This is a genomic window from Ruegeria sp. CDSA221 (assembly GCF_059611825.1).
Genome location: NZ_JBXWPK010000011.1, coordinates 30,848 through 56,458, shown reverse-complemented (window position 1 = coordinate 56,458; position 25,611 = coordinate 30,848). Strand labels below are relative to the sequence as shown.

At 54.5% G+C, this 25,611-nt stretch carries 22 protein-coding genes and 1 pseudogene; 14 read left to right on the top strand and 9 right to left on the bottom strand.

Annotated features, from left to right (window positions below):
• Nucleotides 1-47: 47 nt before the first annotated feature.
• The 4 genes from AC2FJ5_RS15855 (at nucleotide 48) to AC2FJ5_RS15840 (ending at nucleotide 3,073) form a co-directional block, all read left to right on the top strand.
• Nucleotides 48-560 (top strand): DUF6653 family protein, encoded by a 513-nt coding sequence (locus tag AC2FJ5_RS15855; RefSeq protein WP_496713864.1) that lies wholly within the window; start codon nucleotides 48-50, stop codon nucleotides 558-560.
• Between the two features lie 38 nt (nucleotides 561-598).
• Nucleotides 599-1,345 carry an alpha/beta fold hydrolase gene (locus AC2FJ5_RS15850; RefSeq protein WP_496699581.1) on the top strand — a complete coding sequence of 249 codons (747 nt, stop codon included), beginning with the start codon at nucleotides 599-601 and terminating at the stop codon, nucleotides 1,343-1,345.
• A gap of 460 nt (nucleotides 1,346-1,805) precedes the next feature.
• The gene (locus AC2FJ5_RS15845; protein WP_496770499.1) at nucleotides 1,806-2,138 is read left to right on the top strand and encodes an NIPSNAP family protein; all 333 of its coding nucleotides are present in this window, start codon (nucleotides 1,806-1,808) and stop codon (nucleotides 2,136-2,138) included.
• Between the two features lie 518 nt (nucleotides 2,139-2,656).
• Nucleotides 2,657-3,073, top strand: a complete 417-nt coding sequence (locus AC2FJ5_RS15840) for a type 2 periplasmic-binding domain-containing protein (RefSeq protein WP_496793960.1) — start codon at nucleotides 2,657-2,659, stop codon at nucleotides 3,071-3,073.
• A gap of 489 nt (nucleotides 3,074-3,562) precedes the next feature.
• On the opposite strand, the gene AC2FJ5_RS15835 is transcribed toward AC2FJ5_RS15840, so the two are convergent.
• Nucleotides 3,563-4,243 (bottom strand): IS6 family transposase, encoded by a 681-nt coding sequence (locus tag AC2FJ5_RS15835; protein ID WP_496794024.1) that lies wholly within the window; start codon nucleotides 4,241-4,243, stop codon nucleotides 3,563-3,565.
• A gap of 207 nt (nucleotides 4,244-4,450) precedes the next feature.
• Here AC2FJ5_RS15835 and AC2FJ5_RS15830 point away from each other — a divergent pair, with 207 nt between their 5' ends.
• From AC2FJ5_RS15830 to AC2FJ5_RS15805, 6 genes are all read left to right on the top strand, one after another.
• A complete protein-coding gene (locus tag AC2FJ5_RS15830) occupies nucleotides 4,451-4,612 on the top strand; it encodes a hypothetical protein (protein ID WP_170638282.1) in 162 nt (53 codons plus the stop codon).
• Between the two features lie 254 nt (nucleotides 4,613-4,866).
• On the top strand, nucleotides 4,867-5,901 hold the full coding sequence (locus AC2FJ5_RS15825) for an Abi family protein (RefSeq protein ID WP_496793958.1): 1,035 nt from the start codon (nucleotides 4,867-4,869) through the stop codon (nucleotides 5,899-5,901).
• 519 nt (nucleotides 5,902-6,420) lie between these two features.
• Nucleotides 6,421-6,801 (top strand): hypothetical protein, encoded by a 381-nt coding sequence (locus AC2FJ5_RS15820; RefSeq protein ID WP_496793957.1) that lies wholly within the window; start codon nucleotides 6,421-6,423, stop codon nucleotides 6,799-6,801.
• 240 nt (nucleotides 6,802-7,041) lie between these two features.
• The gene (locus tag AC2FJ5_RS15815; RefSeq protein WP_496793955.1) at nucleotides 7,042-8,904 is read left to right on the top strand and encodes a ParB/RepB/Spo0J family partition protein; all 1,863 of its coding nucleotides are present in this window, start codon (nucleotides 7,042-7,044) and stop codon (nucleotides 8,902-8,904) included.
• A 95-nt stretch (nucleotides 8,905-8,999) separates the two neighbouring features.
• Nucleotides 9,000-9,542: a hypothetical protein gene (locus AC2FJ5_RS15810; protein WP_271952761.1), complete on the top strand. Its 543-nt coding sequence runs from the start codon at nucleotides 9,000-9,002 to the stop codon at nucleotides 9,540-9,542.
• A 36-nt stretch (nucleotides 9,543-9,578) separates the two neighbouring features.
• Nucleotides 9,579-9,824, top strand: coding sequence for a hypothetical protein (locus AC2FJ5_RS15805; RefSeq protein WP_170424889.1), 246 nt, complete (start codon nucleotides 9,579-9,581; stop codon nucleotides 9,822-9,824).
• Nucleotides 9,825-9,998: 174 nt separating this feature from the next.
• Here the strand turns inward: AC2FJ5_RS15805 and AC2FJ5_RS15800 are convergent, their stop codons facing one another.
• Together AC2FJ5_RS15800 and AC2FJ5_RS15795 are read right to left on the bottom strand one after the other, a co-directional pair.
• Entirely contained in the window at nucleotides 9,999-10,721 is a 723-nt protein-coding gene (locus AC2FJ5_RS15800; protein ID WP_496793952.1) for an SOS response-associated peptidase, read from the bottom strand.
• 155 nt (nucleotides 10,722-10,876) lie between these two features.
• Nucleotides 10,877-11,116 carry a hypothetical protein gene (locus AC2FJ5_RS15795; protein WP_496793951.1) on the bottom strand — a complete coding sequence of 80 codons (240 nt, stop codon included), beginning with the start codon at nucleotides 11,114-11,116 and terminating at the stop codon, nucleotides 10,877-10,879.
• A 453-nt stretch (nucleotides 11,117-11,569) separates the two neighbouring features.
• Between AC2FJ5_RS15795 and AC2FJ5_RS15790 the strand changes: the two genes are divergently transcribed.
• The gene (locus AC2FJ5_RS15790) at nucleotides 11,570-11,770 is read left to right on the top strand and encodes a hypothetical protein (protein WP_496793950.1); all 201 of its coding nucleotides are present in this window, start codon (nucleotides 11,570-11,572) and stop codon (nucleotides 11,768-11,770) included.
• A 380-nt stretch (nucleotides 11,771-12,150) separates the two neighbouring features.
• On the opposite strand, the gene AC2FJ5_RS15785 is transcribed toward AC2FJ5_RS15790, so the two are convergent.
• The 4 genes from AC2FJ5_RS15785 to AC2FJ5_RS15770 form a co-directional block, all read right to left on the bottom strand.
• Entirely contained in the window at nucleotides 12,151-13,269 is a 1,119-nt protein-coding gene (locus tag AC2FJ5_RS15785) for a DUF3644 domain-containing protein (protein ID WP_496793948.1), read from the bottom strand.
• A 421-nt stretch (nucleotides 13,270-13,690) separates the two neighbouring features.
• Entirely contained in the window at nucleotides 13,691-14,827 is a 1,137-nt protein-coding gene (locus tag AC2FJ5_RS15780) for a glycoside hydrolase family 5 protein (RefSeq protein ID WP_496794022.1), read from the bottom strand.
• A 26-nt stretch (nucleotides 14,828-14,853) separates the two neighbouring features.
• The gene (locus tag AC2FJ5_RS15775; protein WP_496793947.1) at nucleotides 14,854-15,645 is read right to left on the bottom strand and encodes a heparin lyase I family protein; all 792 of its coding nucleotides are present in this window, start codon (nucleotides 15,643-15,645) and stop codon (nucleotides 14,854-14,856) included.
• A 1,365-nt stretch (nucleotides 15,646-17,010) separates the two neighbouring features.
• Nucleotides 17,011-17,889 (bottom strand): LysR family transcriptional regulator, encoded by an 879-nt coding sequence (locus AC2FJ5_RS15770; protein ID WP_496793946.1) that lies wholly within the window; start codon nucleotides 17,887-17,889, stop codon nucleotides 17,011-17,013.
• Between the two features lie 95 nt (nucleotides 17,890-17,984).
• Here AC2FJ5_RS15770 and AC2FJ5_RS15765 point away from each other — a divergent pair, with 95 nt between their 5' ends.
• Nucleotides 17,985-18,914: a DMT family transporter gene (locus AC2FJ5_RS15765; protein WP_496793945.1), complete on the top strand. Its 930-nt coding sequence runs from the start codon at nucleotides 17,985-17,987 to the stop codon at nucleotides 18,912-18,914.
• 176 nt (nucleotides 18,915-19,090) lie between these two features.
• Here AC2FJ5_RS15765 and AC2FJ5_RS15760 read toward each other — a convergent pair whose 3' ends face one another.
• The gene (locus AC2FJ5_RS15760; protein WP_496793943.1) at nucleotides 19,091-20,080 is read right to left on the bottom strand and encodes an aldo/keto reductase; all 990 of its coding nucleotides are present in this window, start codon (nucleotides 20,078-20,080) and stop codon (nucleotides 19,091-19,093) included.
• A gap of 82 nt (nucleotides 20,081-20,162) precedes the next feature.
• Between AC2FJ5_RS15760 and AC2FJ5_RS15755 the strand changes: the two genes are divergently transcribed.
• Together AC2FJ5_RS15755 and AC2FJ5_RS15750 are read left to right on the top strand one after the other, a co-directional pair.
• Nucleotides 20,163-20,987: a LysR family transcriptional regulator gene (locus AC2FJ5_RS15755; RefSeq protein WP_496793941.1), complete on the top strand. Its 825-nt coding sequence runs from the start codon at nucleotides 20,163-20,165 to the stop codon at nucleotides 20,985-20,987.
• Nucleotides 20,988-21,408: 421 nt separating this feature from the next.
• On the top strand, nucleotides 21,409-23,397 hold the full coding sequence (locus tag AC2FJ5_RS15750; protein ID WP_496793940.1) for a hypothetical protein: 1,989 nt from the start codon (nucleotides 21,409-21,411) through the stop codon (nucleotides 23,395-23,397).
• A gap of 652 nt (nucleotides 23,398-24,049) precedes the next feature.
• On the opposite strand, the pseudogene AC2FJ5_RS15745 reads toward AC2FJ5_RS15750, so the two are convergent.
• A pseudogene (locus AC2FJ5_RS15745) lies at nucleotides 24,050-25,538 on the bottom strand (IS1182 family transposase).
• Nucleotides 25,539-25,611: the final 73 nt, after the last annotated feature.

The window sequence follows — 25,611 nt, the reverse complement described above, 5'->3', positions numbered from 1 at the left end:
ATTCGACCCTTCCCATTTTCGGAGAGGTGGATCCTGGAGTTGAAAAAATGGACATAGCTCGATTTTCCGAACGCCTTATGGGCATGAAGGACGAGGTTTGGCTGCGACATGCAAACCCTTGGTCCGTTTGGACCCGTGTGTTGACACCCCTGCCTCTTCTGGCGTTTGCAATCTGGAGCAGAGCCTGGATTGATTATTGGGCGTGGCTTGCGGTCGGCATAGTTCTTGTCTGGATATGGATCAACCCACGCGCTTTTTCGCGGCCGGAGACTTTCGACAGTTGGTCTGCACAGGGTGTTCTCGGCGAGCGTGTCTGGCTGCGGCATCGCGACAAAGTTGCGGAACATCATAAGCGCGTCGCAAATACGGTCGCCATTGTCAGCGGCGCTGGTCTTTTGCCGTTTGCCTATGGTCTGTGGGCATTCGACTTAGGGTTCACTTGCCTCGGCATGGTTGTGATCTCGGGCGGCAAGATGTGGTTTGTAGACCGCATGGCCTGGGTTTGGAGCGACTTCCTGCGCGACGGTGGAACTTTAGATGATCTGACGGTTGGCAGTTGATCTGTGGCGCCACATTTAAACCACTCGGGAATACGATCATGAAGAAAGTAGTGTTTTGCCACGGTATGCCTGGCAGCCCATCAGATGCGGAGCTACTAAGTAAGGCCAATCCTGGTATTGAAGCCATTGCTCTGAATTTGCTGAACTTTGATCCGAAGGCCATCGACGCAGATCTTTGTGATGCCATAGATACAGCGTTGGGGGAAAACGACGGCGAGTGTGTGCATGTGGTTGGCTTTTCCATCGGCGCCATGGCGGCAATAAAAGTTGCGGCGTCCAGGCCAAACCTGGTTGGCCGACTAACATTGATATCGCCCGCTGCCCCACTTTTCATAGGTGATTTTCTACCCAAGATGGCGGGAAAACCGGTTTTTGAGTTGGCCATGAAGCGTCCAAGGATACTCCGGATTCTGACGCGTCTTCAAAGTTTGCTGACCCGGTTTTTTCCAGAAACTATGGTCAAAGTATTGTTCGCAAAGTGCGGCCCTGCGGAAAGAGTTCTTTTAGAAGACGAGACCTTCGTCAGCGTTATGAAAAAGGCGCTATCGGAGAGCTTCGTACAGAGGCCAGCGGCCTATCTTGCATTTATCAGCGCCTATGTCGCGGATTGGAGCGAAACTATGTCAGCGGTGCAGTGCGACGTCGTCCTTTGGCACGGGACTAATGACACTTGGTCGCCGGTTGAAATGTCTCACTCGCTAAAGGGTGTGTTTGGTGAAAAAGCCACAATAAACTTGGTTCAAGGCGCTGAACACTATTCAACCCTAGTACAAGCTGAACTGTAGTTCACACTCAAGATTGACGCTTTTGGAGTTGTACAGATTCTGGATAATATACTGATTTCGTTTAAAATAGGCACTCGAAGGAAGAGGCGTCTTTGGCTCGGTCACCTCGGCTGGAGGCAGTCGGATGTTCGACCGGATTCATCAAGAAAATGCATGCGGCATCGCCCCGAAATTCGACGTATGAAATTCATATGCGGCAAGATCCGTTATTTCGGTCAATCGATGGCTAGTGGGTCTGGACAGACTTTGTTCGAACTTGGCGGACTTCTACAGAGATTTGGTATCAACCACATCCATAATGCGGAGGGAGATATCATGGGTTATCAAGATTGACGTGGGTGCGGAAACCCAGGAAGTTTTGAGTTCCTAGTGTCACAAATGAGTACGTTAAGTGGTACGGTAAGGATCAATCTCAACAGACTTCCCCCAAGAGAACTTTCTGAGCGAACAGGTTACACACATGATTATCGAAGTTCGTCGCTACACACTAAAACCCGGACGTCGCGAGGAGTTTATCGAGTTCTTTGAGCAGGAGAACCGTGTTGCACTGCGCGACGCCGGGATGCTGGTCTTTGGTCCTCTGCGGGATCTGGACAATCCTGACAAAGTCCACTGGATGCGGGCATTCTCGTCGCTCGAGGAGCGAGACAGAATCAAAGATAGTTTCTACAAAGGACCGGTATGGAATGAGCACATCGAGCCCTTGGTAATGCCCTTAATCCTCCATTTCGAGGCGGATGTGACCGAAACAACAAACGGGTTTGAGAGTTTCGGGGGTGGCGTATCTCTCTGAATTCCCGGGCCCACAATCCGAAGGGCTCACAGAAGAGAACGAGACACGCTCCGCAACACCGATTGTTGCCACTGGCGTGTACGCGGTGAGTGGCGATAACCCGAAACAGACCGTGATCGCATGGCAAAATTACGTCGCCAATACACACCCAACTAACCGGAAGCGAAGACGACATTAGATTTCGAATGCAAGTCGCCGCTGTCCCGCAGTTCGTGAGTTCGACAGGCCTCCTTTCTCGCTAGTGCAGCGAATGGCAGCAAAGCGGGCTGCGACTGCAGCAATCGAGCACCATGCTCAAGGTCGGCTCTGGGCCGTCCTCGTGATCAGCTACTATCGAGGCAGGGGACTTTGCCGCAACGGCCCCGAGGTCGGCTTCGAGCCCATTAGCAACGGTTGCTGCACGATGCACGAAGGTCAGCTTTTCAAAGATCGCTATTGACTTAGAGTTACTCTAACCCGCTACCCAATGGTGAGAGGAGCACTTGCGAAGATGAGAATTGCTGAAGCTGTGGAAGCCTGTGGGCTATCAATCGATTGCCGACAACTCTGAGGTCCGGATAGCGGTTATCCGCGACCAGTTTCAGCATCGTTCGGCGGTCGAATTTGGCGTCAGTGCAGACCGGATTGTGATTTTCGAAACCTATACCGAAGCCGCTCAAGCTGTTCGCCAAGCCACTGTCGACGCCTACGCTAGCGTCGGTCGAGCGCATGGCGGCTTTATCGAGCAGAACCCGGAATGGGGTCTGGAACTGATCCTTGTGCCAAATTCGGAAAAACCTCCTGCGTTTGGGTCATTCGCTTTTGGTTTGAACGACACAGAGCTTCTGAATGAAGTCGATGCAGCTCTTTCGCGATTCCTCGGGACCGATGCCCACCGGAAGATGGTCGCTTCTTTTGGTTTCTCTACTGCCGAAGTTGATATGGTGGCTGTCTGAAACGTCGAAAGCTGACTTTGGCCGCGGCACGCAAAGACCTGCCCTTCCGCATCGATACTGCCCAAATACCTTGAAACGAGCCCAGGGGCCCCAGTGCTGCCCGATGCGCGAATGGTGGCTTTTGAGAGGCTTCTACAAAAGTTGCTTGACCTCCATCGCAATGTTGCAAGCTAACAGTTCAGCAACGAACAATAGAAGGGTGTTGTGTCTCGACCGTTTGCGAAAAGCCACTTTTGCTGTGGCACTACACCCACAATGTGTGAAACACATTCTTCACCAGACCTATGCCGGCAAGCTCCCAGTCCGCCATCTTGCTGACCACCTGATGGGTCCCATCTTCAAAACCTTGCAGATGAAAGATCAGGGGATGTCCATTCCATCAGAAATCAACTCAACCGATGCTGCCTTACGAAAACTTTGCGACAGAGCCGTCATCAGGATCTGTTGCGAAGTTTTGACTGGCGACAGCGATAGCATTGTACCGTCGGGTTAAGCGGCCAGCTCTGCAAATTGACGAAACGGACAGACTCCGGGCGTGATTTGACCTTTGCGGATCATGTGTGCCACTTCGATTCCGTCGAGGGTTGCCGCCGCTGAAGCGAACGCCTTGAACCCTAGCATTGGCCGGGTGCGTCTTTTGATGAAACGATGGTCCTGTTCCACGATGTTATTTAGGTATTTCCGCCTCACCATCTCAATCGGGATCGGGCAGCCAAAGCTTTTCAGCATTTTGTTGATCGCCTTGATACCAGCTGTGTTGGCTCCGCTTTTGTCGATGACAATCTTTCGCGGTAGACCATTGACCTCCAACATCCGGGCGAAGAATTTGGTGGCGGCAGGCTTGTTCCGACGGTGTGAAAGCATGAAATCGAGAGTTTTGCCGTGTTTGTCGACCGCTCGGTAGAGGTAAACCCATGATCCCTTTACTTTAATATACGTTTCGTCCATTCGCCAGGAGCGGTCGCATTTGCCTTTGCGGCGGCGTGCTGTTTCAGCGATTGCGCAAGAGTATCGTGTTACCCAGCGGTTCAGCGTGGTGTGGTCGACGGAAACCCCGCGCTCTGCCATGATTTCTTCCAGATCGCGGTAGGAAACGCCGTATCGAACGTAGAAGAATACTGCGAATAGGATCACATCTTTCGGATACTGCGCACCTTTGAAGGAAATCATGAACTGGCTTTCGATTTGATACGACCGACGAGTCATTCACTCGTTAATTCCGAAAGCGTCAATGGCAGAAAGTTTGCAACGGAACCGCCAAGATACACGCCGCGCAGACCCGTAAACACCAAGCCCTACGGGGCGCGTGCCGCGCGTGTTGACTGGTCTGCTTTCCCGGCGTGTTCGGGAGCCGCGAATTTTCAACAGGAGACAGACATGAAATACATTCGCAAAAAATCAAAACAGCTTCGCAAACTAGCAGCTCGCCGCCTAAGAGCCGTGAGAAAACAGCTTCAGAAAATCGACTTGAGCCTCAGCATCGAGGTCAACTTGCTGGTCATCAAGATCACTTTTACGGCCAAACGCCGGGAGCCTTAACCCCCGGCATGGCTTTGCCAGACAACAGCAATTTTGTTACCTCTCGTCGCCATTGACTGCCTTTTATTCGCCGCTGCTAACATTTGTTGTGGAAATCTTAAGAGCCATACCTTACATAGATTAGTGACATGACTGGCCCCTCTGCACGTAAGTGTACGGGTCAGTTCTCATTTTCAGAGCCTAAATCATTGGCACCTTACCACAAACCGTTCCTCACAACCGATCAGCAAATTGCTCTCCTTCGCAGTCGTGGGATGGCAATAACGAACGAAGATAAAGCTAAAGCGCGTCTTGCGCGCATTGGGTACTATCGGTTGAGCGCGTATTGGTATCCTAACCGAAAGTCCGTTCAATACCTTGATCCTGCTGACAATCGGACGAAGACCGGTATCCTCGATGATTTCCGCGATGGTACGACTTTCTCCGACGCTTTGGATTTTTACGTCTTCGACAAAAAGCTGCGTCTCATTGTGCTAGATGCACTTGAGCGGGTCGAAATAGGTATCCGCACCGACATTGCAATACTGCTCGGGGTTCATGATCCCTGGGCTCACCGCAACCCCACCCTTCTGCACGGTAACTTCAGCCGTCCGAAAGTTTCACTTGCCCGTATCGCGCAAATCCAGAGCCAGGCAGCGCAGACACCAAGGCCCACTAAACAGGCGATAGCGCAGGCCGTAGGTGTTTCTTCGAAGACCGTTAGTTTCGTCCTCAAAAATCCTGCCAAAGCCAGCGAGTCTAAATTGGACGAATGGTTGGCGCGGCTAGACAGCAAGTTCAGGAAGTCCAAGGAAGATTTCGCAAAGCACTTCAAAGCGAAATACCCAGGCGATGTTCCTCCAATCTGGGTCGCTGTTGAACTTTGGGATTTTGGAACACTGTCTCACTTTTATAGCGGTATGAAGGTCGCTGACCGGGACAGTATCGCTGCCCTGTATGGCCTCGCTTCGGGTGATGTTCTTGAATCTTGGTTGCGAAACCTCAACGACGTTCGGAACTTTTGCGCCCACCATTCGCGTCTGTGGAACCGAAACATGGCGGCTCAGCCTTCATGGGTTGGGGCAGGCGATGTTCCTGACTTGGATCACCTCGTCGGCCAGACACATAAACAAACGAGATTTTACACCTCGGCGGTGATGCTTCAGTTCTTGTTGAAGCGCATTAACCCTTCCAGCAAGTGGGGCGAGCGATTGATTGAACATGTCGCCACTTTGCCCAAAAACCCTTATGTAACGCTGGATAGTGCCGGGTTCTTCGATAAGTGGTTAGAAGAGTCCATTTGGAAATAAGAGCCGTTGACGCTGTTGAATGTCTGCAATGATGTTCCGGGCAAATCCCGCGCCTTTGGGCGCGTGACCGCGTGCTAGTCGGACGCCGGCACACCGGCCTCCGACCCGAACCAATCACATCCTTTCTCCCTTCGGCCTGGTGCGGTGAATCTGTCTCGTCCCGAGCCAGCTTAACCGCGGCCAAATGGTCGCCAGGACATGCTTGTTTCGGCCCACAGGGTAACGCCCGCTTTTGCAATAGGTCTGGGAGATCCGCGCGGGGCGCGCGGCTCGCATTGATTATTGGACAGGGCAGGGGATCGACGCGCTAACGCGCGCTCACCCCGGCCCTGGCATTGTCCAAAAGTGGGGCTGCTGTGACCGGCAGGCCGGTCCCATCATTCCTGTCCGCCCGCATCCTGCGTCGGGCCGGTCAAGAGGCAAGCGCCGCGCCGCGCGCGTCGTCTCCACGTCAAAAAACCCGGTTCCTCCCACGCGCAAGCGCGCGGTTCCCTCCCAATTTTTTGCCGCTCCGACCCCATGACAGTCCCGCCCCAGGTCACAGGCTGGGCTTTGCCCACCCTGTTCTGCCAGCCGATAGATACGCGATCTATCAGCCAACAGAACAGAGAGGTCGCGCCCATTGGCGGAAAGCTGGGAAACACCGGCAACCGCATCGCCACGAAAGAAAGAGTTGTTATGACTGAATATCGTCTTGGATCGTCCGAATTGGTACACACACCCGGCCTAGTTGCTTGGGCCATCAATGGTTATCACTTCGCAGATGATCGTCCGACACTGCTGAACAGCATGTGCCAGAGTTTCCCGACAGTCCCCAACACCGCCATCGAACAGCTTTTGTCCAAGGCCGTACCTTACACGGTCGAGGATAAAACGGTCGTTTTCAGCGTGGACGAATAGTCCTGATCTGAATCGACCACCGCGCGACCTGCGCACGAAAGGAGGTGAACACCATGAGCATTGAATTGATCGAACAGCGTAAGCGTGAAGCCTATGCGCTGATCAAAAAGGGAGGTCTCTCCGCCAAGATCGGCCTCGCCTTCTTGAAAACTCAAGCTGCCGCCTAAGCGGCCTCGCTCTACCCCGCAAGGGGTAGGGCACCAATAACAAAAACTTAGCTTTGAGACAAGGACTTGCCCAATGAGCAAACTCGAAACATTCACCGCACCGGAAACCATCGAAACCGTTGCACTGTCCAACCTGTACTTGTCAGACATCAACCCGCGTCAGGACGTTGCTGACGAAGGTATTGCCCTGCTGGCTGAAAGCCTCGTCACGTGTGGCCTGATCCAGAACTTGAGCGGACTGCGCGACAAGGACGGTAAAGTCGGCATCGTTGCAGGTGGTCGCCGTTTTCGCGCCCTCAACATCGCCGTGGCTGAACGCCCCGATCTGGCAAGTGTGCCAGTCAAGATCACCGATAACCCATTTGTTGCCGAGCAATGGGCGAACGCTGAGAACACGGCGCGAGAGGAACTAGACCCGATTGACGAAGTTCGCGCCTATGGAAAAATGGGTGAAAAATCTCTGTCTGTTGCCAAGATCAGCAACGCATTCGGCGTGACCGAGGGCCATGTACGCCGCCGCCTTGCTTTGGCTGGCCTGCCCAATCCCGTCTTGGATGCTGTTAAGGCCGGTGAAATCAGCCAAGGCATTGCCAAGGCCATGACCGTAAGCACCGAAGAAGAAAAGATTCTGGAAGTGCTGGAACGCGCCAAGGAAAGCCGTTGGTACAGTGAGCATGATGTAAAAGCTGCACTGACTTCGGAAGCGATCTGCAGCGAAAACCGAAAGGCTGTTTTCGTCGGTCAGGACGCTTATGTAGCGGCTGGCGGTACGATCACCACAGACCTGTTCGAGAATGAAACCCTGTTTAACGAAGGTGAAATTCTCGAAACGCTTTTTGCTGAGAAGCTGGCCGAAGAAGCGGCCAAACTGCGGGAGGCCGAAGGTTGGGAATGGGTTGAAACCCACGATGAAAGCTACATTCCGTATGGCTACACCGAGGGCCAGAACTTGCAGCGGCTCGAAAAGGTTCGTTTGGTCTACACCGAAAAGCAGGCAGAGCGATTTGCCGAGCTGGACGAGCTGCTACAGAACGAAGTCTTGGACGAGGATGGAGAAGCGGAGTTGGCGGCGCTGAGAAACCACACCGTTCCATTTTATTCCGACGAACAGCGCAAGTTTGCCGGTGTTGTTGTCTACGTTGACAGCAACGGCAAGGTTAGCACGTCATCCGCATACGTTGCCGCTGAACATGTGGCGGCTGCTGTTGAGGCCGGTGTGCTAGCCCCTGTCAAAGCACCGAAAGCCAAACAAGAAGCCAAACCTGCGTTCTCGCAGAAGTTCATTGACGACATGGTTGCGATCCGTCTTGGAGCCATTCAAACGGCCATGCTCGACAAGCCTGAGTATGTTCTGAGCTTGTTTGCCTTCTATGCGACACCGGCATCCGACCACACCAACATTTTCGGCCTCGGCCATGGCTGGGCAGAGCGGAACACGCCCGAGATTGACGACCAGTTCAATCTTGATCCGCGCCTTGGCGGTGAGCGCGATGACGCCGCCGAGGAAACCTATAACCAGTTTCGGGAAATGGCAGGTCAAGGCAGCGTCGAAGCCTTTAAAGCATTCCGTGATCTGGGCAAAAAAACCCGCAATGGTGAAATCACAGCATTTCTCGCGCGCCGGTTCACGACCCAGCGTCCCGACTTCATGGCTGAAATCGCGGCTGATGTTGGCGCAGACATCCGGTCAATCTGGACGCCATCTGCTGAAAACTGCTTCAAGCGGCTCAAGGGTGTGCAGTTGGATGAACTGTACAAAGACCTTCTGGATTTGCACATGGATACCGACGACTACCGCGCGTTCAGCAAGTCCAAAAAGGGCGAGAAGAACGAAGCGATGCACAAACTGTTCAACGATCCAGAACACCAGAAGGCTTTGCGCGTCACCGCCGAACAGAAAGCCAGAATCGACGCTTGGGTTCCTGAGTGCTTCTAAAACAATCGGGGCAGGGCGCATTGCGCCCTGTTCCAGACGGTGCGAGAATCGCCAATAAGCTGAGTTACAGACCGGAAATACAAGGACTGTTAGACATGACAAATACAACCGCAGTAACAAAGGTTGAAAAAGCCGCCCGCCGCGTCTGGAAGTCCGCGCAGATGTATATTGCTTTCCACAAGGACCAGAACAAACGCCAACGCGATGAACCGAAGTTTTGGCCGCCGAAGAACGGCAGCGCGTCAATTCATGGTGCCCCCGCCGAGCAAGAGGCGCTGGTTGTGGTCAAAGCCGCTGACCCAGAGGACACCCAGGATGTGCAAATCAAGCTGCACCCTAATCGGATCGTTGTGCGCCGCGATGCTGAAATCTGGTGGCAGGGGGTTGCTGTTGATGACCATTCTGTAACTGTCCGAATGGCAGACGGCACAATCATTGAGGTTCACCATGATGGTTCTGTCAAACGCCGTGCCGCCGAAGATGAAACCCATGTCGAAGCAGATGGCAGCATTTTCAAATGGACCGAACACGCTGAGACGACAATGACAGGCGACGGGATCGAGATGACCCGCCGCACTGAGGACCGAATTACTGCAATCACCTATGACGGTGTTGTCGATCGCGCACGCGACCGCTAACCCACTGAACACACAAACACCGTAAGAGGACGACGAATGATCGAAGCCAAAACGACCGATGGGGTCAACGTGAAATTCAAGCCGTCGCAAGTAATGGATTGGAGCGTCAACAATTCAGCGGAAGCGACGTTAGAAGACCCGGAGTTGGAAGTCGTGTTTTCGCGCGGTTTGACTGAAGAACTTACTCAACGCGTATATTTCTCGGAGTCTGATGCCGCGCGGGTGGCGCTGGCGCTAGTCAAACACAAGTGGCCGGAATGGTCGCGCCCAAGCTCCGACTAACATCCTTTTTCCTCTCGTGGCGAGAGTTACTGACCCGCTTCGGCGGGTCTTTTCTTTTGCCGGTGTCCAGGCTTTGAGGTTCCTTTGGTGTCCCTTGGCGCCTGGGGCTTGCGCCCCATGCGCCCGCGCGACTGGCCGCTTCGCTTTGATGGCCGCTACAGCGACCAAAGCCACCTATGCCGATTGTCCGTTGTCAGCCTTTTGGCCCGTGAACGCCAACTCAAGCGCGTCATCTGGCAGAGGTCGTTGCAACGCCTTGGCCTCGTCAGCAGATCCGTTCAGCCATATCTCAAACTCTTCTTCAGTTCGCAGCAGCACCGGCATGGCCTTTGGATGGATCGGTGCAACTATGCTGTTGGGTTCTGTGGTTAGGAACGCCATCGCTGTGACTTGCCCTCCTGAAGCCTGCAGTTCGGCATCGGCCTTTTTCCGTAGACCGTCTTTTTCCCAATCCCATCGGCGCATAACTCCGGCAAAAGCAAATGGCGGTCGTTCCGTCTCGCCAGCAAGACGAAACCAGCTCGCCGCCTTAATCGGTTTGCCTGTCGCTCCGGGAATCTTCTCGGTCGGGTGGTATTCCGAAAACGAGGATGCAGGGACAAGGCATCGTTGGGATCGGTCGTTTATGACATGCTCCCAAGGCCAACCGTCGAGATTCCGAACATTTGTCAGCCACGTCTCGTATTTTTTGTTTTTGAACCTGACCTTCTTCCAGCCCCACCGGGCGATACGCAATGATCTGTCACCAGTGTCATCAGCAGTCACGATCACCGATTGCCCATCTGGAAAGATTGCCGGTTGCGCCGATGCGTTGCCCAGCTCATCACGCGCGGCAGGCACGTCGAACAATTGCCGCATGGCTTCTTGCGTGGTCGTGTTCGAATACAGGTTGCACATTCAGACAGGCTATGCGCGCAGTTCGCTTTGGACAAGGTTGCGCGTGTTCTTTATCTGTTCTCATTATGCCTGCTTCGAATCCACCAATACGCGCGCATCCCGGCAAGCCGTTTCGCACCATGAAGGACGCGGCTCTGTCGCACCAGGTCTTGACCCTACGGTGCAACCTTTGCCGCCGCCGAGTGACCTATCTCGCCTCTGATCTCGTTGAGATCGTCGGCCACGACTGGCCGCTCCATATCCCCCCGTTTGCATGTCATAAGGATGGCCGGGAATACGTGCAGGTCGAGGTTTGGAACCCACGAGCTGAAGACATTGGCCGCGTTCCCGTTCGTCGCCCTGGCCGCGTCATACAAACGTGGCAAACAGTCATGCTCGGAGATTGACGGATACATTGAAAATCCGGCCCTTCGCCTCCGCCGACAGGAAAGGGCGGCTTGCGCCACCAATGCGCCTTTAATCTTTGTTCCGCAGGTCATTCCGTTTCGGGAAGGCCACCAGCTCGCGGATCTGCGCACTGCGCTTGTGTCAGATCGACTTGCTTGCGCCGCGTTGCACAATGGTCATGTGTATCGCGCGCATCCGCCCCAGAAGTTCTTGCCTTTAACTCGGTCTGACAGCCTCAAACCCGTTGCCAGTGAAGATCCTCGCTCACGTGTTTCTTTCAAGATGAACATAAGCGGGGCAGTCGTGGTAGCCGCGCAGCCCCCGTTCCGGGCGCTCCGCTTCAACAGGTAATTTCCCCTGCGCCTTCAGCGCATTCCTCGCGGGACAAATTACCTGCTGACAACCCCTTTATGCCCGCTTCTTCCATGTTCATCGAAACACTCAAAAGCGAGGATCAAACAATGGCAACTCAAACTCTGAAACTGAACGTCAAAGCCGGTGAAAAAGATGGCAAGAACTTCTGGAACAAATGCGGGGTTCTCTTTGTAATCACCGATGACGAGAGCGGCGAAATCAAGTCGATCACTGTCAAACACGATATGTTCCCCAGCGTTGAAATGGTGGCCTTCCCGAAACGGAATGACGAAGACGATCAAAACTGAGGGAAGGGCAGGGCGGCGCAAGCCGCCCTTTCCTTTGCTCCGGCTTCGGGCCGGACCCAAAACCGCATTTTGGGCGCTTTTGGGGTGTCGCAACACTCTGCTGTTTCACGCTGGTTGACCCAGCGTAATCACAACTAAGTTTCACTTTGCATTTATGGTTGATCAGTGACACCCGCGTATCTACTCATACGCGAGTCAACAATATTGACCACTCTACGAAGCCGCCACGGCGCTTAGGCTCCTTTGACCCCCTCAAGGCGGCCTTGATCCTTTCCCCCAACCTCGGATCGAGCTGTGGCGGCTTGCACACCGCTACAGCTTTGTACAGTAGGTAGCGCTACACACGCTGCGCTGTTTTTGCGAACCTGACCTGAAAGCATCTACGATCTAGTCCAACCTTCATCCAGCTTTTCAAATACCTTTTCCAACCAGTTGTCGTACCAATACCATTTGCCAGAAACTGTGACACCGTATCCCTTGCCAGGGCTCCGCGCGTCGAGTTGATTGACCAGCTGCGTATGGTCGTAAAGGCCAAAATTTGCGTGACCAGCTTCTTTGGCCTTCTCGACAATGGCGGATGGCAAGTATTTGGGCCGCTCTGTTTCTTTCAGCAAAACGCGCTCTACGTTCGTTGCCTCTGGTGACCCTGCCTTGACGAATTCATAGGCAATGTCTGATTTCGATGCTTTGCCCGCGACCTTTGGCACGAATGCAACCCGATAGCGAAACTTCGGATCCGCTTGTTCTGCTTCACTTAACCCGCCGTGAAATTCGTCCATTGCAGTTACGACGTTCTGGGGCAGGTCTTTTCGGATCAAACTGGATCTCTGCCCGCCGTCAAAAGTGACGAACTGAAGTGCAATAGGCAGGCGCTTTTCTAATCCAAATTCCTTTCCGAATAGGCTCTTGATCGCGTCATTAAAGTTAATGCAACAGGCTTGGAGTTTAGCGCTAAGCGCATCGTCTATGCGATTCGTTGATTGATGCTCGATCTCGTGCCGGATCTCCGACAGGAACTTGAGGTTGTCAACGACGCCGCGTTCGAGAGGGCATCCGCCGTGGGAGATGCACTGTCCAAGCTCCCAGTATTTGTCGGCCCCGTGCTTGGTTTTTTGCACTTCGCCGTTCCGCTTATATCGATAGTCTACCCCTTCGCGTTTGTAATAGGCGTGCATAAGGTAGGTCCACGCGATGATGCTGGTGACAATGAACAACTCGGCTCGGAAAAAAAGACCCGCGCTGTTGAAGGTATGGACAGCGGCAATCATGGCTTCACGCGCTTTGATAAGCAGCTCGTCACCGCGTAGGTGAAGCCCCGTTGCGGGGTCAATATCCGGCCATGCCTCCAAAAATGCGTCCAGTTCCGCATCAGTTGCTGCCTTAACCGTGACGTGCTTTTTCCCATTTTCGATGTCAGAAATACGCGCTTGGTTGATTGATCGCGTTGGCCGCGAAAAGTAAGCGTGAATATCTTGTGGTACATAGTCTTTAAGCAGCATTGCCTTAACTATGGAAACTTCCCATTTTTTCAAAGGCTTTCTCGGTCTGCGGGCCAATGGTCTGATGCCTTATGATTGTCTGTGTTCTAATGCTTTTTGGTTCTGCAATTCTAAGCTGATTAGGGCAGCTTCTCGGGCCAAGGTCAAAGGGACAATATGAAAATGAGTTGCCGGGACAGTTGGTGATGTGAAGGTCAATGTCATCTGACATTCAACACTGCGGGCAAATCCCGCGCCTATGGGCGCGTGACCGCGTGCTAGTTGTAGCGGCTTGAGATTATCCGAGCTTGGGCGCGAGATCATGGGCATTTTTGGCTCAGATTATTTGAGACCCAAAATCTCCACTGGCTCACAATAATTGCGACTGAGCGCAGATTATCTGAGACGGGTTCACATTGCTGAGACTCAAATCCATTGTTCGTTAGTTTGAGCCACCAAGCCTAAGCGCCTGCCAAAGTGAAGGGTCGCGTACCAGCTTTGGTTGACGCTTTTCACCTGCGTAGCGAAGTCTCTGATAAGGTGTGTTGTGGTCATGCAAAGCCCACCAAGTCAGCCCAATCCCTTTCGGAATCGCACCCTCGTACACAGCAGAGGCCCATTGCGCGCGATCTTGAGCCGAAACTCCGCTCTTTAAGGGGCCTTGGACTGGATATGGGCCCCAAACCCCAAACTCGGTCAACATGACGGGCACCCTCTTTGATCTGGAAAACGCAGCGGCTGCTTTGACATCCTTTGCGACCTTGCGCGCAATGGCTTTATCAAACGTCATACCGCCAGGACCCGTTTTATGCGTGAAGTCGTGTGGTGCGTAATAGTGGAACCCATAGATAACCTTCTTGCGCGGTAGTTTTTTCATGAGTTGCGAAGGCTTACGCTGCCGTCCGATAACACTCTTGTAGATACCCTCGACAATGACGACGCGATTTGGGTCGGTCTGCTGAACCGCATCTACCAGCGCCAAATGACTGTCGTACCACTGTTTCAGAGCGCTCGACCCTCTGTTGTGGTATTCAGGCTCATTCATGACGCTGAAAGCAAGCTGGCTGCTGCTGATCGACTTGGCCTCAATCGCTGCATCGCGAAGCATCTGTTGATAAGTTGCTCTGACCGCGTCCGATTTCTCGTAGGCATCGTAGATTAGGCTGGTTCGCAGACCTGGAGCATCCCATCCGCCAATTTGGTTACGTGATTTGAACGCAACGACAAACACAGCGTTTGGAAAGCGAGAGGACAAGGATCGAACCTGAGACGTAACTGTCCTCATGCGGGATTTCAATTTGTTGGGGTTATATCGGAAACCGTTGTTGATTTGCAGAACATCATCAATGCAGATCACGTAAATGATGTGTCGCCATCCATCTGCCAAAGCTCGGGACATATCGGCATTGGTATTCGCGCCTTGTCGGCACTTTGACCAATCACCCGCTGTATTCAGCCCGACTCCTTTTAAGCCACTTGCGAGGCCCGGCGGGATACCGTTGGAGGACCACACATCCGCTGTACCAACGAACGGAAAGGCCAGGAAGGACAATAAAGCAAAAAGCCGTACTACGAACATTTTCAACTCCTATAATCTGCTGAGAATTACCTGGTTTGCTCAAAAAGGTCGGCGAAATAGACAACGATGGGAGGAGCTGATGAATTCAGCTTGATTCGATACAGCCCGAGCTTGATCTTGCCTTTGCCACGAACCGACAGCGTTTGGCCTGACCACTGATACACGCGCTTGCCGTTCACCTTGACGAGAAAATAGCCATCGCTTTTCTCCGACCATCGGGCATCGACTTCAATCTGGTGCCACCTGCCGCGAAGCTGAGAACTGGGAATAATCGTTTTGACGAGGCTTTCATAATTCCAGTCGGCGCTTTCAACTCGCTTGCGCGCCATCAAGCCACCGTTCTTGACGTAGAACTGGAACGGGTGATACTTGCCGCCCATCGCTGAAAATTGGGTCACAATCACCTGCTCAGATCCAGCCGTCGAGAAGCCTTTCGGGAAATACATACCCCAAGAGTATTTGCTAACTTTGCCAGGACCATAGGCATTCTCTTGCGTCAGCTCGACACGCTGGTTGTTGCGTTTGCAGTCGTCCCACTTTTTCTCGCGCCCACAGTCCCCATACCGGAGTTCCATGCGAACGGCCTTTGGATAGACGCCTCCAGGAGGGCTACTAACTATTTGCATCCCATAAGGTTTTGCATTCGTCCATTTTTCTCGCTTCGCACCTCTAAATCCTTTGCGAATGACACCTTTTGGCCCTTGGCCAGACTTGATCTCGCGCACAATTTCTTCTGAGAATACCGGTGGAGATGAGGCCATGTACGCGGTGAACGTCAGAACAATACCAATAAACAACGAACAATATCTGCTTTTCATTGAGCCCCCCTGCTCAATTTATTCTGACGATCCTAGCACCAATGGATCCAAAAATCTTCCTCGATACAGAATGCTGGGGTTTCAAATGAACAAACAACCCCTGCTACGCACTACTGCAACCAGAAAAACGCCCGTTATTCTGGCGGTGACGATGTGCTGCGGATTTCTAGCTTCGCTGCACCAGAAAACCTGATCCGGAAACCTATGACCGCATTACCCCTGTAGTTTAGCTTTCCTGCCACCGGTCTCACGACGCTGATCTGAGTCTCAGCAATGTGAGCCCGTCTCAGACAATTTGCGTCCAGTCGCAAGAATTGTGAGCCAGCGGAAAATTATGGTCTCAGACAATCTGAGCCGAAAATAGCGATGATCTCGCGCCCAAAGATTTATGATCTCAAGCCGCTACAGCTAGTCGGACACCGGCACACCGGCCTCCGACCCGAACCAACCACGTGCGAACTCCCTTTGACCTGGTGCGCCGGAATCTGTCTCTCTGAGCCAGCTTGCCGCCGCGGTCAAATGGTCGCCTGCCCATGGTTGTTTCGGCCCTTCGGGTAACGCCCGTTCGCTTCGCCTTTTGCAATAGGTCTGGGAGATCCGCGCGAGGCGCGCGGCTCGCATTGATTATTGGACAGGGCAGGCGATCGACGCGCTAAAGCGCGCTCACCCCGGCCCTGGCATTGTCCAATAGTGGGGCTGCTGTGACCGGCTGGCCTGTCCCATCATCCCTATCCGCCCGCATCCTGCGTCGGGCCGGTCAAGAGGCAAGCGCCGCGCGTCGTCTCCATGTCAAAAAACCCGGTTCCTCCCACGCGCAAGCGCGCGGTTCCCTCCCATTTTTTTGCCACTCCGACCCCATGACAGTTGTCGGGCGACACATAGTTTTACCATTGCCACGCCGCTAAGCCATTGATTTTGAACCGGGTGGAGGCGGGCCGTTACACTGACTTTGCCATTCACGACTCAAAGGTTTTCCATTGCTGAACGCGGCCGTTCGTTCTCGGCGCAGCAAATACCAGAAGAGCCCATAGCTGCCGTCGACCGAGCTTCGGACTTTCGCTCCTGCGGCAGGTCGCGAACCGCATTTTCCAGGCATTCGAGACTGGATGGCCAACGGCGGGTGAGCGGACTTTGCCGCCTTTTGCTCCTGCAGCTATTGCTGCCGCAGAAAACGCTGCGCTCCCGCAGCGCGAGATTTTCTGCATCGCGGCGAATTTACGGTTTGCGGTCATTCAGCCCTGTGGAAATCGGCGGAGCTCAAACCGCCTTTTCGCCGCAATTAAGTGGGGCAAACGAGACGCGGACAAAGCGCGCATTCGCAGCGGATGCTCGAAAATCAGATATGTCAGGACTGCCTCGACAACGTTATTCCGCTGCCATGGACATTTCCAGCATCCGAAAGCATTCAACGATCCAGGCAATGGTCTTCCGAATTGCGGGGGTGTGGGAAAAGTCCTGCTGGACGAGTGTCCAATAGTCTTCATGCAAAACTTCAATATGCCCGGATAGACGGACAAGACGTGGATGCGCATCACCTTTGAAGCACGGCAGGACCGCAACCCCAACGCCTGCGGCGGCTGCCGCTGCCATCAGGTCGGTATTCTCCATCCGCGCCGCAGGGGAGCGGCCTCGCATAGTGTCCTGCAACCATTCCATTGTCATGTAGTGCTCCTGCTCTGACGTGAACCCAAGCCAAGGCAAAACCGCCAGTTCAGAGGTGGAGAGCGGTAGGGTGCGGTGGTGGCTGAACGCAGCAGCACCATAGACCGCAGCATTGACTGAACCGACGCGGCGCGTCACGCCCGCTTTAGCATCCGGGAGGTCATGAAATAGAAAAACATCTGGGGCTGGACCTTCCTCGTGCGAAACAGTTTCCGACACCATTAGTTCAATTGTCGGTCCGTCTTTCAGCAGGTGAAGTCCCCGTGCCAAAACGGCGGCAGAGGTTTGGCCTGCGGCAACACGGACCAATTCGTTTTTACCCGTCGCTAATTCCAGCGAGCGTTGTTCGACCCGCAGTGCCGCGCTTTCTACGATGCGCGCATCGGGTAGCAGGTTGGCTCCGGCAGGCGTCAGCCGGTGTCCGTCATGATCCCGCTCGAACAGCGGCACTCCAATATCTTGCTCAAGCTGACGCAGCCGCCGAGCGACAGTCGGCTGCGTAACGCCAAGACGCTCTGCTGCTCGCCGCAGGCTGCCCTCTTGGGCGATTGCAAGAAAAATGCGCAAGTCTGACCAATCCATGAAACGTATATGTAACGCATGGCACGAAATTTCGATATTATTTTTCCGCTTCACCTGTGGAACCAAGTAGGTATTCGCCACCACGCAGGTTCCCCATGTCAAAGCCTCTTCTTGTCACCCTTAGTGCCATGTCCTGCTGGGCCTTGCTCAGCGTTGTCAGTCGCATTCTGCTTATGCGGTTCGAATTTGATCCTTGGATGTTCAGCTTTATTCAACTGTGTGCAGGCGGGGCAGCGTTGATCGTTTTCAGCGGGCGGTGCCTATTTGACCTTACGAGCTTCAAGCGCCCGGCAACCTGGGTACTTGGTACGCTCAGAGTTTTATCCGCCTCGCTATTTACCACGGTCCTGGGCTGGATTTCAGTGCTTGAAGCGGGGCTGATCGGGACGCTTAACCTGCCGGTGATTGCCCTAGCTGTGTGGGTTCTAAACGGGCAGCGGGTTTCCTACCGAGAAGGTGCCGGGCATCTGCTGGTGCTTTCAGCCATCGTATATCTAATCGCTGATCTTGACGGAGCAATACGTGACATAGTCGGCTGGCTCATGGTTTTGAACGCAGTTTGTCTGGCTGCGATCACGCTCATCTCCGAACGCCATCCCGACAATATCAGCGATAAACCCGGCACGCGGGCCAGATTTACCGGTGCAGTCTTGTTGGTGACAGCGGCATTGTTTGTGCTAGGGCGTTTTGTTCAAACGGGTCCGTCTTTCGGTACGGTGGACTGGCCAATGCTGCTGTCTGGTGCCTTTGTCGGCGTTTGCCTGCGAGCGCCCGCGATGTTCTTTGTTTTCTGGTCGATCCGCCTAGTTGGGGCCTTTCGCTACACTGCGTCGGTAGTTTTGTTGCCCCTGGTTGGTTTTCTGTTCGAGCAAGCGGCAATATTTGCAGGTCTGTTCGAAGACTTCCGTTTCGAACTTGAAACACTTATCGCGTCGGTAGTGGTGCTCTGCGGAACAGCGCTTGTTCTTGCCGCCAAAGAAACAGCGCCAAAAGCGATCCGAAATGGTACAACTTCATCCGAGTGACCATCGGCAAGAGCGGGCATTTCTACGCTTTGCGGCACTGTGCAAGATGGGGCTCTACTAAGGAATTCGGCACGGACTGCGGGTCCAGCTTAACCATCCCCAAATGCAGCAGGCAGCAACACATACGCTGCTGCTATTCTGCTACTACCTGATGTAACCCCATTATCGGCTACAGCTCATCGGGCTCTGTCGGGCACCTCTTCCGGCTCACGTTCAATCAGGGTTTCAATCTCTTCCATGATAGGATCAGGCAGAGCGCCGAAGCCAATAGCTGCTGCGAGATCTTCGATCTGACCAACGGTGCGCGCGCCTGGAACGGGGATCACCCGGCCGCTTCTGGCCCATAGCCAGCTGATCGCGCCCTGCGCCAAGTTCCTGCCGCCAGTTGTCAGCAACTCCCGCACGGCCTCCAGCTGCGTGAGCATGGCAGGGTTCGGCCGCGCGTCGGCAAAGTAGCCGGTTTTCGGATTGGACGTGCTGCGAATGTCGTCGGCGCGCATGACGGCATCCGGCCCGTATTTGCCGGTGAGCAGCCCCATCGCCAGTGGTGAACGGATCAGCGCTGTCAGACCGTTTTCCTGCGATGCCGCCTGAATGCGCGGCGGGTTGACTAGGACGTTCGCCGCATGCTCGACCGCCAGAAACGCCTTGCGCGGCGCGACTGCGGAGACGCTTTCCGCAAAATCGGTGCTCCAGCCGTAGGCGCGCAGCTTGCCAGCCTCCACGGCCTTGTCCATTTCGTCGAACATGGCCTCAGCCTGCGGAACGGACAGGCTGTTCTGGTGCAGCAGCAGCAGGTCTATTCTGTCCCGCCCCAGCCGCGACAGGCTGCGGTCGATGGCGGGCAGCACCGTTTCCGGCGCAATCTCGTCGCCGGTAAGCTGTTTGCTGTCCTCGTCGATGGCAATCCCGATCTTGGTGGCTATCAGCGCATCGGGCCGGTCTTTGAGCGCTCGGGCAAGCAGCCGTTCGGCGTGGCCCGCGCCATAGGCGGGAGCGGTGTCGAAAAGTCTGATCCCCCCGGCCAGTGCCGCGTGTATGGTGCGGATGGACTCCGCGTCATCGGAATTGGCGTAGCCCAGCGGCTGATCGCCGGAGAACATCGGCCCGCCGATTGGCCAGCATCCCATGCCAAGCGGGTTTATCTTATGATCCAGAAAGCGCATTCCAAAAAACCCCTCTAACAGCTCACCCATAGGACCATCAAAGCGGCTTCCTTTCCATGAAACGTTTTGCAATACTCATTTCATGGATGAAATGAAGCTGGATTGGGATGATCTACGCCTGTTTCTGGCGGTGGCACGCGAAGGCGGGCTGGCCGCCGCAGCTGCATCGACCGGCAAAAGCCCTCCGACACTCGGCCGGCGCATGCTGGCGCTGGAGCGGCGGCTGGGCCGCGACCTGTTCCGGCGGTTGGCACGCGGATACGAGCTGACCACGGATGGCCGCGCGCTTGTGGAAACAGCCGAGGCACTGGAAAGCCGAATCCTGTCTCTTACCGCAAAGGCCGCAAACTCGGTTCCTACGGTCAAGATCTCGGCCGGAACCTGGGTGACATACCACCTCTGCGGTAGAATCCCGGAAATCACCGGTCCTGACCGTATCAGGCTGCGGTTCATCGCGGCGGATGAGATGGTGGACATCGGCCGCCGCGAGGCCGTCATCGGCATACGCAACCGCCGCCCGGAAGGCCCCGGCTTGGCGGGGCGCAAGTTGGGTCGTGTGCGGTTTGCTGTGTATTCAGGCGCGGGACCTGATGCGCCTTGGGCGCGTGTCCTGGGCACAACGCCCTCGGCGCAGTGGGTAGAAGCCAATACCGGAACGGAGGTCGGCATCGAGGTCACCAGTCCGCGCACCGCTCTTGACCTTGCGCTCGCAGGGCAGGCCCGTCTGGTCCTGCCCACCTTCATCGGCAGCCGGATGGATGTGCTAACGCAGATTTCGCCGCCGATCCAGGAACTGGAACACGATCAATGGTTGGTGCCGCATCATGAGGACCGCTATTTGCCCGAGGTGCGCAAGGTGATCAACCGCGTCGACAGGGTTTTGCGCGACACCTGCTTGCAGCCGTGACGCTAACTATCCCATCCGGGCTCTCTTCCTCGCTGCGACATGCATGAACGGCTGGTTTTCACGCCGCGCAGCCAAGCCGAAAATGATGCGGTCGCGGCGATTTTCGTGCTGCGAGCGCGCGCAGCAAGATTTTGACACTTCCGCTGTGGGCTCAGAGCGGACATACTCTGCGGGACGCTTCGATCAGTGAAAGAGAGCCCTTACCAGACCTTCATCGGCGGCTTGAGCTTCGCACGTGCAGCAGGTCGCGAACGGCGCAAATTCGGCGATGCAGCGAATTTCACCGAACCAGTCGTTCGCCTGTCGTCGCGTTTCTGCTAGTCGGCTGAGATCAAAAATTTATCGTCATAAGTAACCATCAATAAATCGTTGAAGGAATTAGCTGATTGTCGCCATATCGCTTCTGGCCCATATTTCATTCATGACGAAAATGATGCTTTTGGTACTGCTGTTTTGGGGCGGCGTGACAAGTGCCCAAACGTGTAATGGGCGCTACGCTGATGCCGACAGTCTCATCAAGAAAGCCTATTCAAAATACGGCACGTTGTATTCTGGAGGACCTAACTACGAAAGTGTTGGGCCGACGTTAGAGATCTACCGTTTGCTGATGGGGTTGCCGGACAGCGGCATGGCAATCCCGCGTGAGTACGGGGCGCCATTCGTTGACCCACCAGGGGGGCGAGACCCGGTGTTCATTCATGAAACACTGGCACGGTCCTTGCCACGCATCCATGATCCGAACTTCCAACGCGATGGACCAGAAGGATCAACGGACAGTGAAGTTCTACTAAATTTGCTAACAACCATAGGGCCATTTCCGGGGTGGTGGCTGACGCCGAATGCGTCACATTTAACCGAAATAGAACGGGTAATCGCAACTCATGCAGAAGATGATGTGCTCGATTGGTTGCTCACCGTGCAGGCCGCATCGGCACGCCCGCATACGCTGTCATGGGGGTTACAGAACACTGTCCGGGATGGGCGTGCGCAAGCTTCACGAGGGGTATTAACCCATGCGCTTGCACAATATGGGCAAACCGAGAGTTTCCCGTGGTTTATTGCCGTGCTGTTCAGCCGCGAAGATCATCGATGGGAATACAGATTGTCCCAGGCTCAGAAATACACTTTGCGGGCCGTCGAAGCGCGATTGAAGCAATTGGACCGGGCCGTGGGTGATTGTACCGCCGATGTTGCCGAGTATGTGGCTCACGCCATCGGAAGCTATGAAACGCTCCGCCAGTCGATCAGCCCTTATTTTAGGTCGCGTTCGGGATTGGTGAAAACACAGCCGTCTCCCGTCGTTCTGAGGCGCATGGCAGCCGTGCAGCTTGCTAAAATCATGGTAAGTCGGCAACCGTACCGACATTCTTGGCTGGCGCCAGAACCGCTGCGCGCGTTGGCAAATGACCCGAAGTTTGATCAGTGGCTGAATGTCGGATTGAGCTACCGTGCTCAAACCATAGAAGACCTTATAGAAATAAACAAAGATGTAGCGCTGGCCCCCAAAACAATCAGATTTCTCAACATTCTTTCGATTGACGATCTGTTGAGATTTGCCCGCAGTAGACAAGATTTTGACATCGAGCGCCGCAACATTATCACCGCGGCTTTTATGCGCCTCTTTGCATTAGGCCGCGATGACGAAGCCGTCTCCTTGATGGACGAGCTTGTGTTCCTCTGGCCCGAGCGAAAAAACACGTTGAGAGAAGCTTGGCATCAGGATGGTGAAATAGGCTACCGTCTCGCGCGCATCGTATTGGCTCTACCCGAGCCGCGTACGTTGTTGGTACCGGAGTGGAACGGATGGCGCGACCAAGGATCCTTCGAAGACACCATGCAAGACGATTTCAGACTTGTTGCTTGGACAGAAGCGCGCAGATCGCGCGACTTACCTATTTCCATACGCACGGGGGGCTTTCTCGAACGTGATTTCAGGGTCTGGATGTCAGCAATCGGCAGCAACTCTTTTGCGGGTTGGTCAGTCCAACGGCGCGCTTACAGGCGCGGGATTACGTTCCCAGATGTTTTGACTGATGTGCAGCCTATTCTTCCAGAACGAAAGGGGCTTTATCACCAAGAAAACCATGGCCCCGCCGCGTTTGCTGGTTGGGATGAACTCTCGCAACTTGGGCCGGAAACAGGGGTTGCCAACCGCATTGGGCAAGAGTTGATCCGCAACGCTCGTTCACGCACCTCCGGGATATTGAGAGGTTATTTTGCAGATAGGGAAACGCTTGCTTCCGAGATGGAATTTGTGATCAGGCAGGGCCGCCGGATGATCGATGGCAAGATGAATGGCCGCCCAATTGGGCAAGTTGCCTTTGAGATTCTTCATGGGCCTTTGGCGAAAACAAAGGCCGCTGCCCGTACAAATTATTGGTATATTTGCAGAGAAAGGTGCGAACCTTGACAGAACTATTACCACAGTCCAGCGCATCGTGAATTCGTACTTCCAAATTTTTTGCAACTTACCTGAATGGCCAGTTTTCTCACCACACGGCGGCATCGAAAACTAAGCCCATGCGGCATACTTCGTGCTGCAAGCGTGTGCAACGTCTTCAATAAGGGCTCATTGCGGACATTCTCTGGGATGTCCCCCAACTGGTCGACTGAGCCCATACCTGCTGTCGACTAGGCTTCTATTCTTTGCATGTGCGGCGCGACGCTAACCGCGCATTCTGGATGTTCGGTGCCAGGTAACGAATGGTGGGTGAGCGGACAGAGCCGACTTTCGTTTTCTGAGCTTCGCTGACGCAGCATCGGTTCGCAGGCACGGCACATCTATTGTTGCGGCGCGGCGTGCGTCACCGATCCGGTCATTCGCGAGCGTCGTTTTGACTTGAACCGAGACCGTACTTTTGCAGCAGCTTGATCCGACAAACCAGACGCGGAGAGGCTGTGTGGAAACGCGCGGAATCCAATCTATTTCTGAACTTTTGAGTGTTTGCAGGGTCGTTTGCCTAGATTTTCATTGCCGGTCTCTGAACAACCTTGGAGGATGTTTTGGCTCGTCCAAGTCGATTGTACCGGTATTTCGGCCAGTTTTTGATCGTAGAGACCGCCTATGCCTTCATCGCGGCGATCAAGGCAGGCGTTCCGATCAGGTTCATGACGCGGGTCATATTGTAAGCAAGGACGTGCAGCGCCATTTCCGTTGCGACGTTCTTCAACCTGCGCATTTTGAAGTGTGTCGCCCCCATCCATGATTTGATCGTGCCGTAGGGATGCTCGACCGTCATGCTGCGCACTGCGAGTTGGGTTGGATCTTTGGCCAGCCGTTCCTGGGCGCGCTCCAGCACGTCTTCGTGTTCCCATCTTCGGATACGTCGCTGCTGGCTTTTGGTGCATTTGTCTTTGATAATGCAGCTCTCACAGTTGTTTGCCCAATAGACCCTGATGGCCTTGCCGTCTTGCGGCCCAGTGAAGCGATACGTGAGCCGCTGCTGAGCCGGACAGATGTAAGTGTCTGTCTCCGCGTCATACGCGAAGTCCGCCTTATCGAAGTGGCCGCGTGCCCGCGCATTTGAGGTCTGAGGCTTGGGCACCACGACCGAGATGCCCGCCTTTTCGCAAGCCAGGATTTCCTCGCTCTTGTAATAGCCCTTGTCGGCGACGGCCTCAATCTGGTCAGAGGCCATCGCATCACGTGCGGCGGTTGCCATCATCGACAGAGCGTCACGGTCGTAACCGTGCATGGTCACTTTATGGGCGACAATCAGGTGGTTCTCGGCATCCACTGCCGTTTGCACGTTATAGCCAACGACGCGCGGCATGCGGGGTGTCGTCGCCATGGACCGCGCGTCCGGGTCGCTTAAAGAGACCAGTGTTTCCCCACTCTTATCCATCCGTTTTTCAATGGACCGATATCGCGCGGCTTCTTTCTTGAGATGTTCCACCTTGCGCAACGCACGCTCCATGCGGGCTTCCGGTATCACGCCGCCGGTTTGTTCAAACACCTCATCCGCACGATCCAACTCACCGATATAGCGTTCAATAGCAGCATCAATCTCGCTCAGCTTCTGGCGCAGCTTGCCGCGCGTATAGTTCTTGGCCTTCGCATTCATCGCCTTAAACCGACTGCCGTCGATGGCAACGAGCTTGCTGTCCAGCAAGTTCATGCCGCGACATAGAGCAACGAACTGCTGGCAAACCTTGCGGATTGCAGGGCCGTTTTCAGGGAAATTGATCTCCCAGATCAATTTCTGATCCCTCAAACTCCTTGCGGAAATCAGCAATCGTTTTGAAGTCTGGTTGAAGGCGACCCGTTAACCAAATTAACTCCGGATTGCGGCCGCATTCCCGTTCCAAGCGCCGCGACGACTGGATCTGGTTCAGATACCCATAGACATAAATCCGCAGCATCAAACCGGGATGATACCCTGGGCGGCCAGTCGCAGAGGGCGAAGTTTGGAAACCTAAATCTGACAAACTGAGCATGTCGACGAGTGCATCAATCGCCCGAACCGCGCTCTCATCGGCGACATAATAATCCAAGCACGCGGGCAATAGTGCCGCCTGCTGCCGATCAACACCCTCAATGAAGTGACCCATCAAACAACTCCGAACTGCTCAACGCAATTATACCAGAAATCACTTAAATCAGGGAGTTTTCACACAGCCTCCG

Excerpts from the sequence above, each read along its gene's own strand:
- AC2FJ5_RS15855 (WP_496713864.1), top strand. The coding sequence starts at position 48 with ATGGACATAGCTCGATTTTCCGAACGCCTTATGGGCATGAAGGACGAG.
- AC2FJ5_RS15850 (WP_496699581.1), top strand. The coding sequence starts at position 599 with ATGAAGAAAGTAGTGTTTTGCCACGGTATGCCTGGCAGCCCATCAGAT.
- AC2FJ5_RS15845 (WP_496770499.1), top strand. The coding sequence starts at position 1,806 with ATGATTATCGAAGTTCGTCGCTACACACTAAAACCCGGACGTCGCGAG.
- AC2FJ5_RS15835 (WP_496794024.1), bottom strand. The coding sequence starts at position 4,243 with ATGATTTCCTTCAAAGGTGCGCAGTATCCGAAAGATGTGATCCTATTC.
- AC2FJ5_RS15830 (WP_170638282.1), top strand. The coding sequence starts at position 4,451 with ATGAAATACATTCGCAAAAAATCAAAACAGCTTCGCAAACTAGCAGCT.
- AC2FJ5_RS15825 (WP_496793958.1), top strand. The coding sequence starts at position 4,867 with ATGGCAATAACGAACGAAGATAAAGCTAAAGCGCGTCTTGCGCGCATT.
- AC2FJ5_RS15820 (WP_496793957.1), top strand. The coding sequence starts at position 6,421 with ATGACAGTCCCGCCCCAGGTCACAGGCTGGGCTTTGCCCACCCTGTTC.
- AC2FJ5_RS15815 (WP_496793955.1), top strand. The coding sequence starts at position 7,042 with ATGAGCAAACTCGAAACATTCACCGCACCGGAAACCATCGAAACCGTT.
- AC2FJ5_RS15810 (WP_271952761.1), top strand. The coding sequence starts at position 9,000 with ATGACAAATACAACCGCAGTAACAAAGGTTGAAAAAGCCGCCCGCCGC.
- AC2FJ5_RS15805 (WP_170424889.1), top strand. The coding sequence starts at position 9,579 with ATGATCGAAGCCAAAACGACCGATGGGGTCAACGTGAAATTCAAGCCG.
- AC2FJ5_RS15800 (WP_496793952.1), bottom strand. The coding sequence starts at position 10,721 with ATGTGCAACCTGTATTCGAACACGACCACGCAAGAAGCCATGCGGCAA.
- AC2FJ5_RS15795 (WP_496793951.1), bottom strand. The coding sequence starts at position 11,116 with ATGTATCCGTCAATCTCCGAGCATGACTGTTTGCCACGTTTGTATGAC.
- AC2FJ5_RS15790 (WP_496793950.1), top strand. The coding sequence starts at position 11,570 with ATGGCAACTCAAACTCTGAAACTGAACGTCAAAGCCGGTGAAAAAGAT.
- AC2FJ5_RS15785 (WP_496793948.1), bottom strand. The coding sequence starts at position 13,269 with ATGCTGCTTAAAGACTATGTACCACAAGATATTCACGCTTACTTTTCG.
- AC2FJ5_RS15780 (WP_496794022.1), bottom strand. The coding sequence starts at position 14,827 with ATGTTCGTAGTACGGCTTTTTGCTTTATTGTCCTTCCTGGCCTTTCCG.
- AC2FJ5_RS15775 (WP_496793947.1), bottom strand. The coding sequence starts at position 15,645 with ATGAAAAGCAGATATTGTTCGTTGTTTATTGGTATTGTTCTGACGTTC.
- AC2FJ5_RS15770 (WP_496793946.1), bottom strand. The coding sequence starts at position 17,889 with ATGGATTGGTCAGACTTGCGCATTTTTCTTGCAATCGCCCAAGAGGGC.
- AC2FJ5_RS15765 (WP_496793945.1), top strand. The coding sequence starts at position 17,985 with ATGTCAAAGCCTCTTCTTGTCACCCTTAGTGCCATGTCCTGCTGGGCC.
- AC2FJ5_RS15760 (WP_496793943.1), bottom strand. The coding sequence starts at position 20,080 with ATGCGCTTTCTGGATCATAAGATAAACCCGCTTGGCATGGGATGCTGG.
- AC2FJ5_RS15755 (WP_496793941.1), top strand. The coding sequence starts at position 20,163 with ATGGATGAAATGAAGCTGGATTGGGATGATCTACGCCTGTTTCTGGCG.
- AC2FJ5_RS15750 (WP_496793940.1), top strand. The coding sequence starts at position 21,409 with ATGACGAAAATGATGCTTTTGGTACTGCTGTTTTGGGGCGGCGTGACA.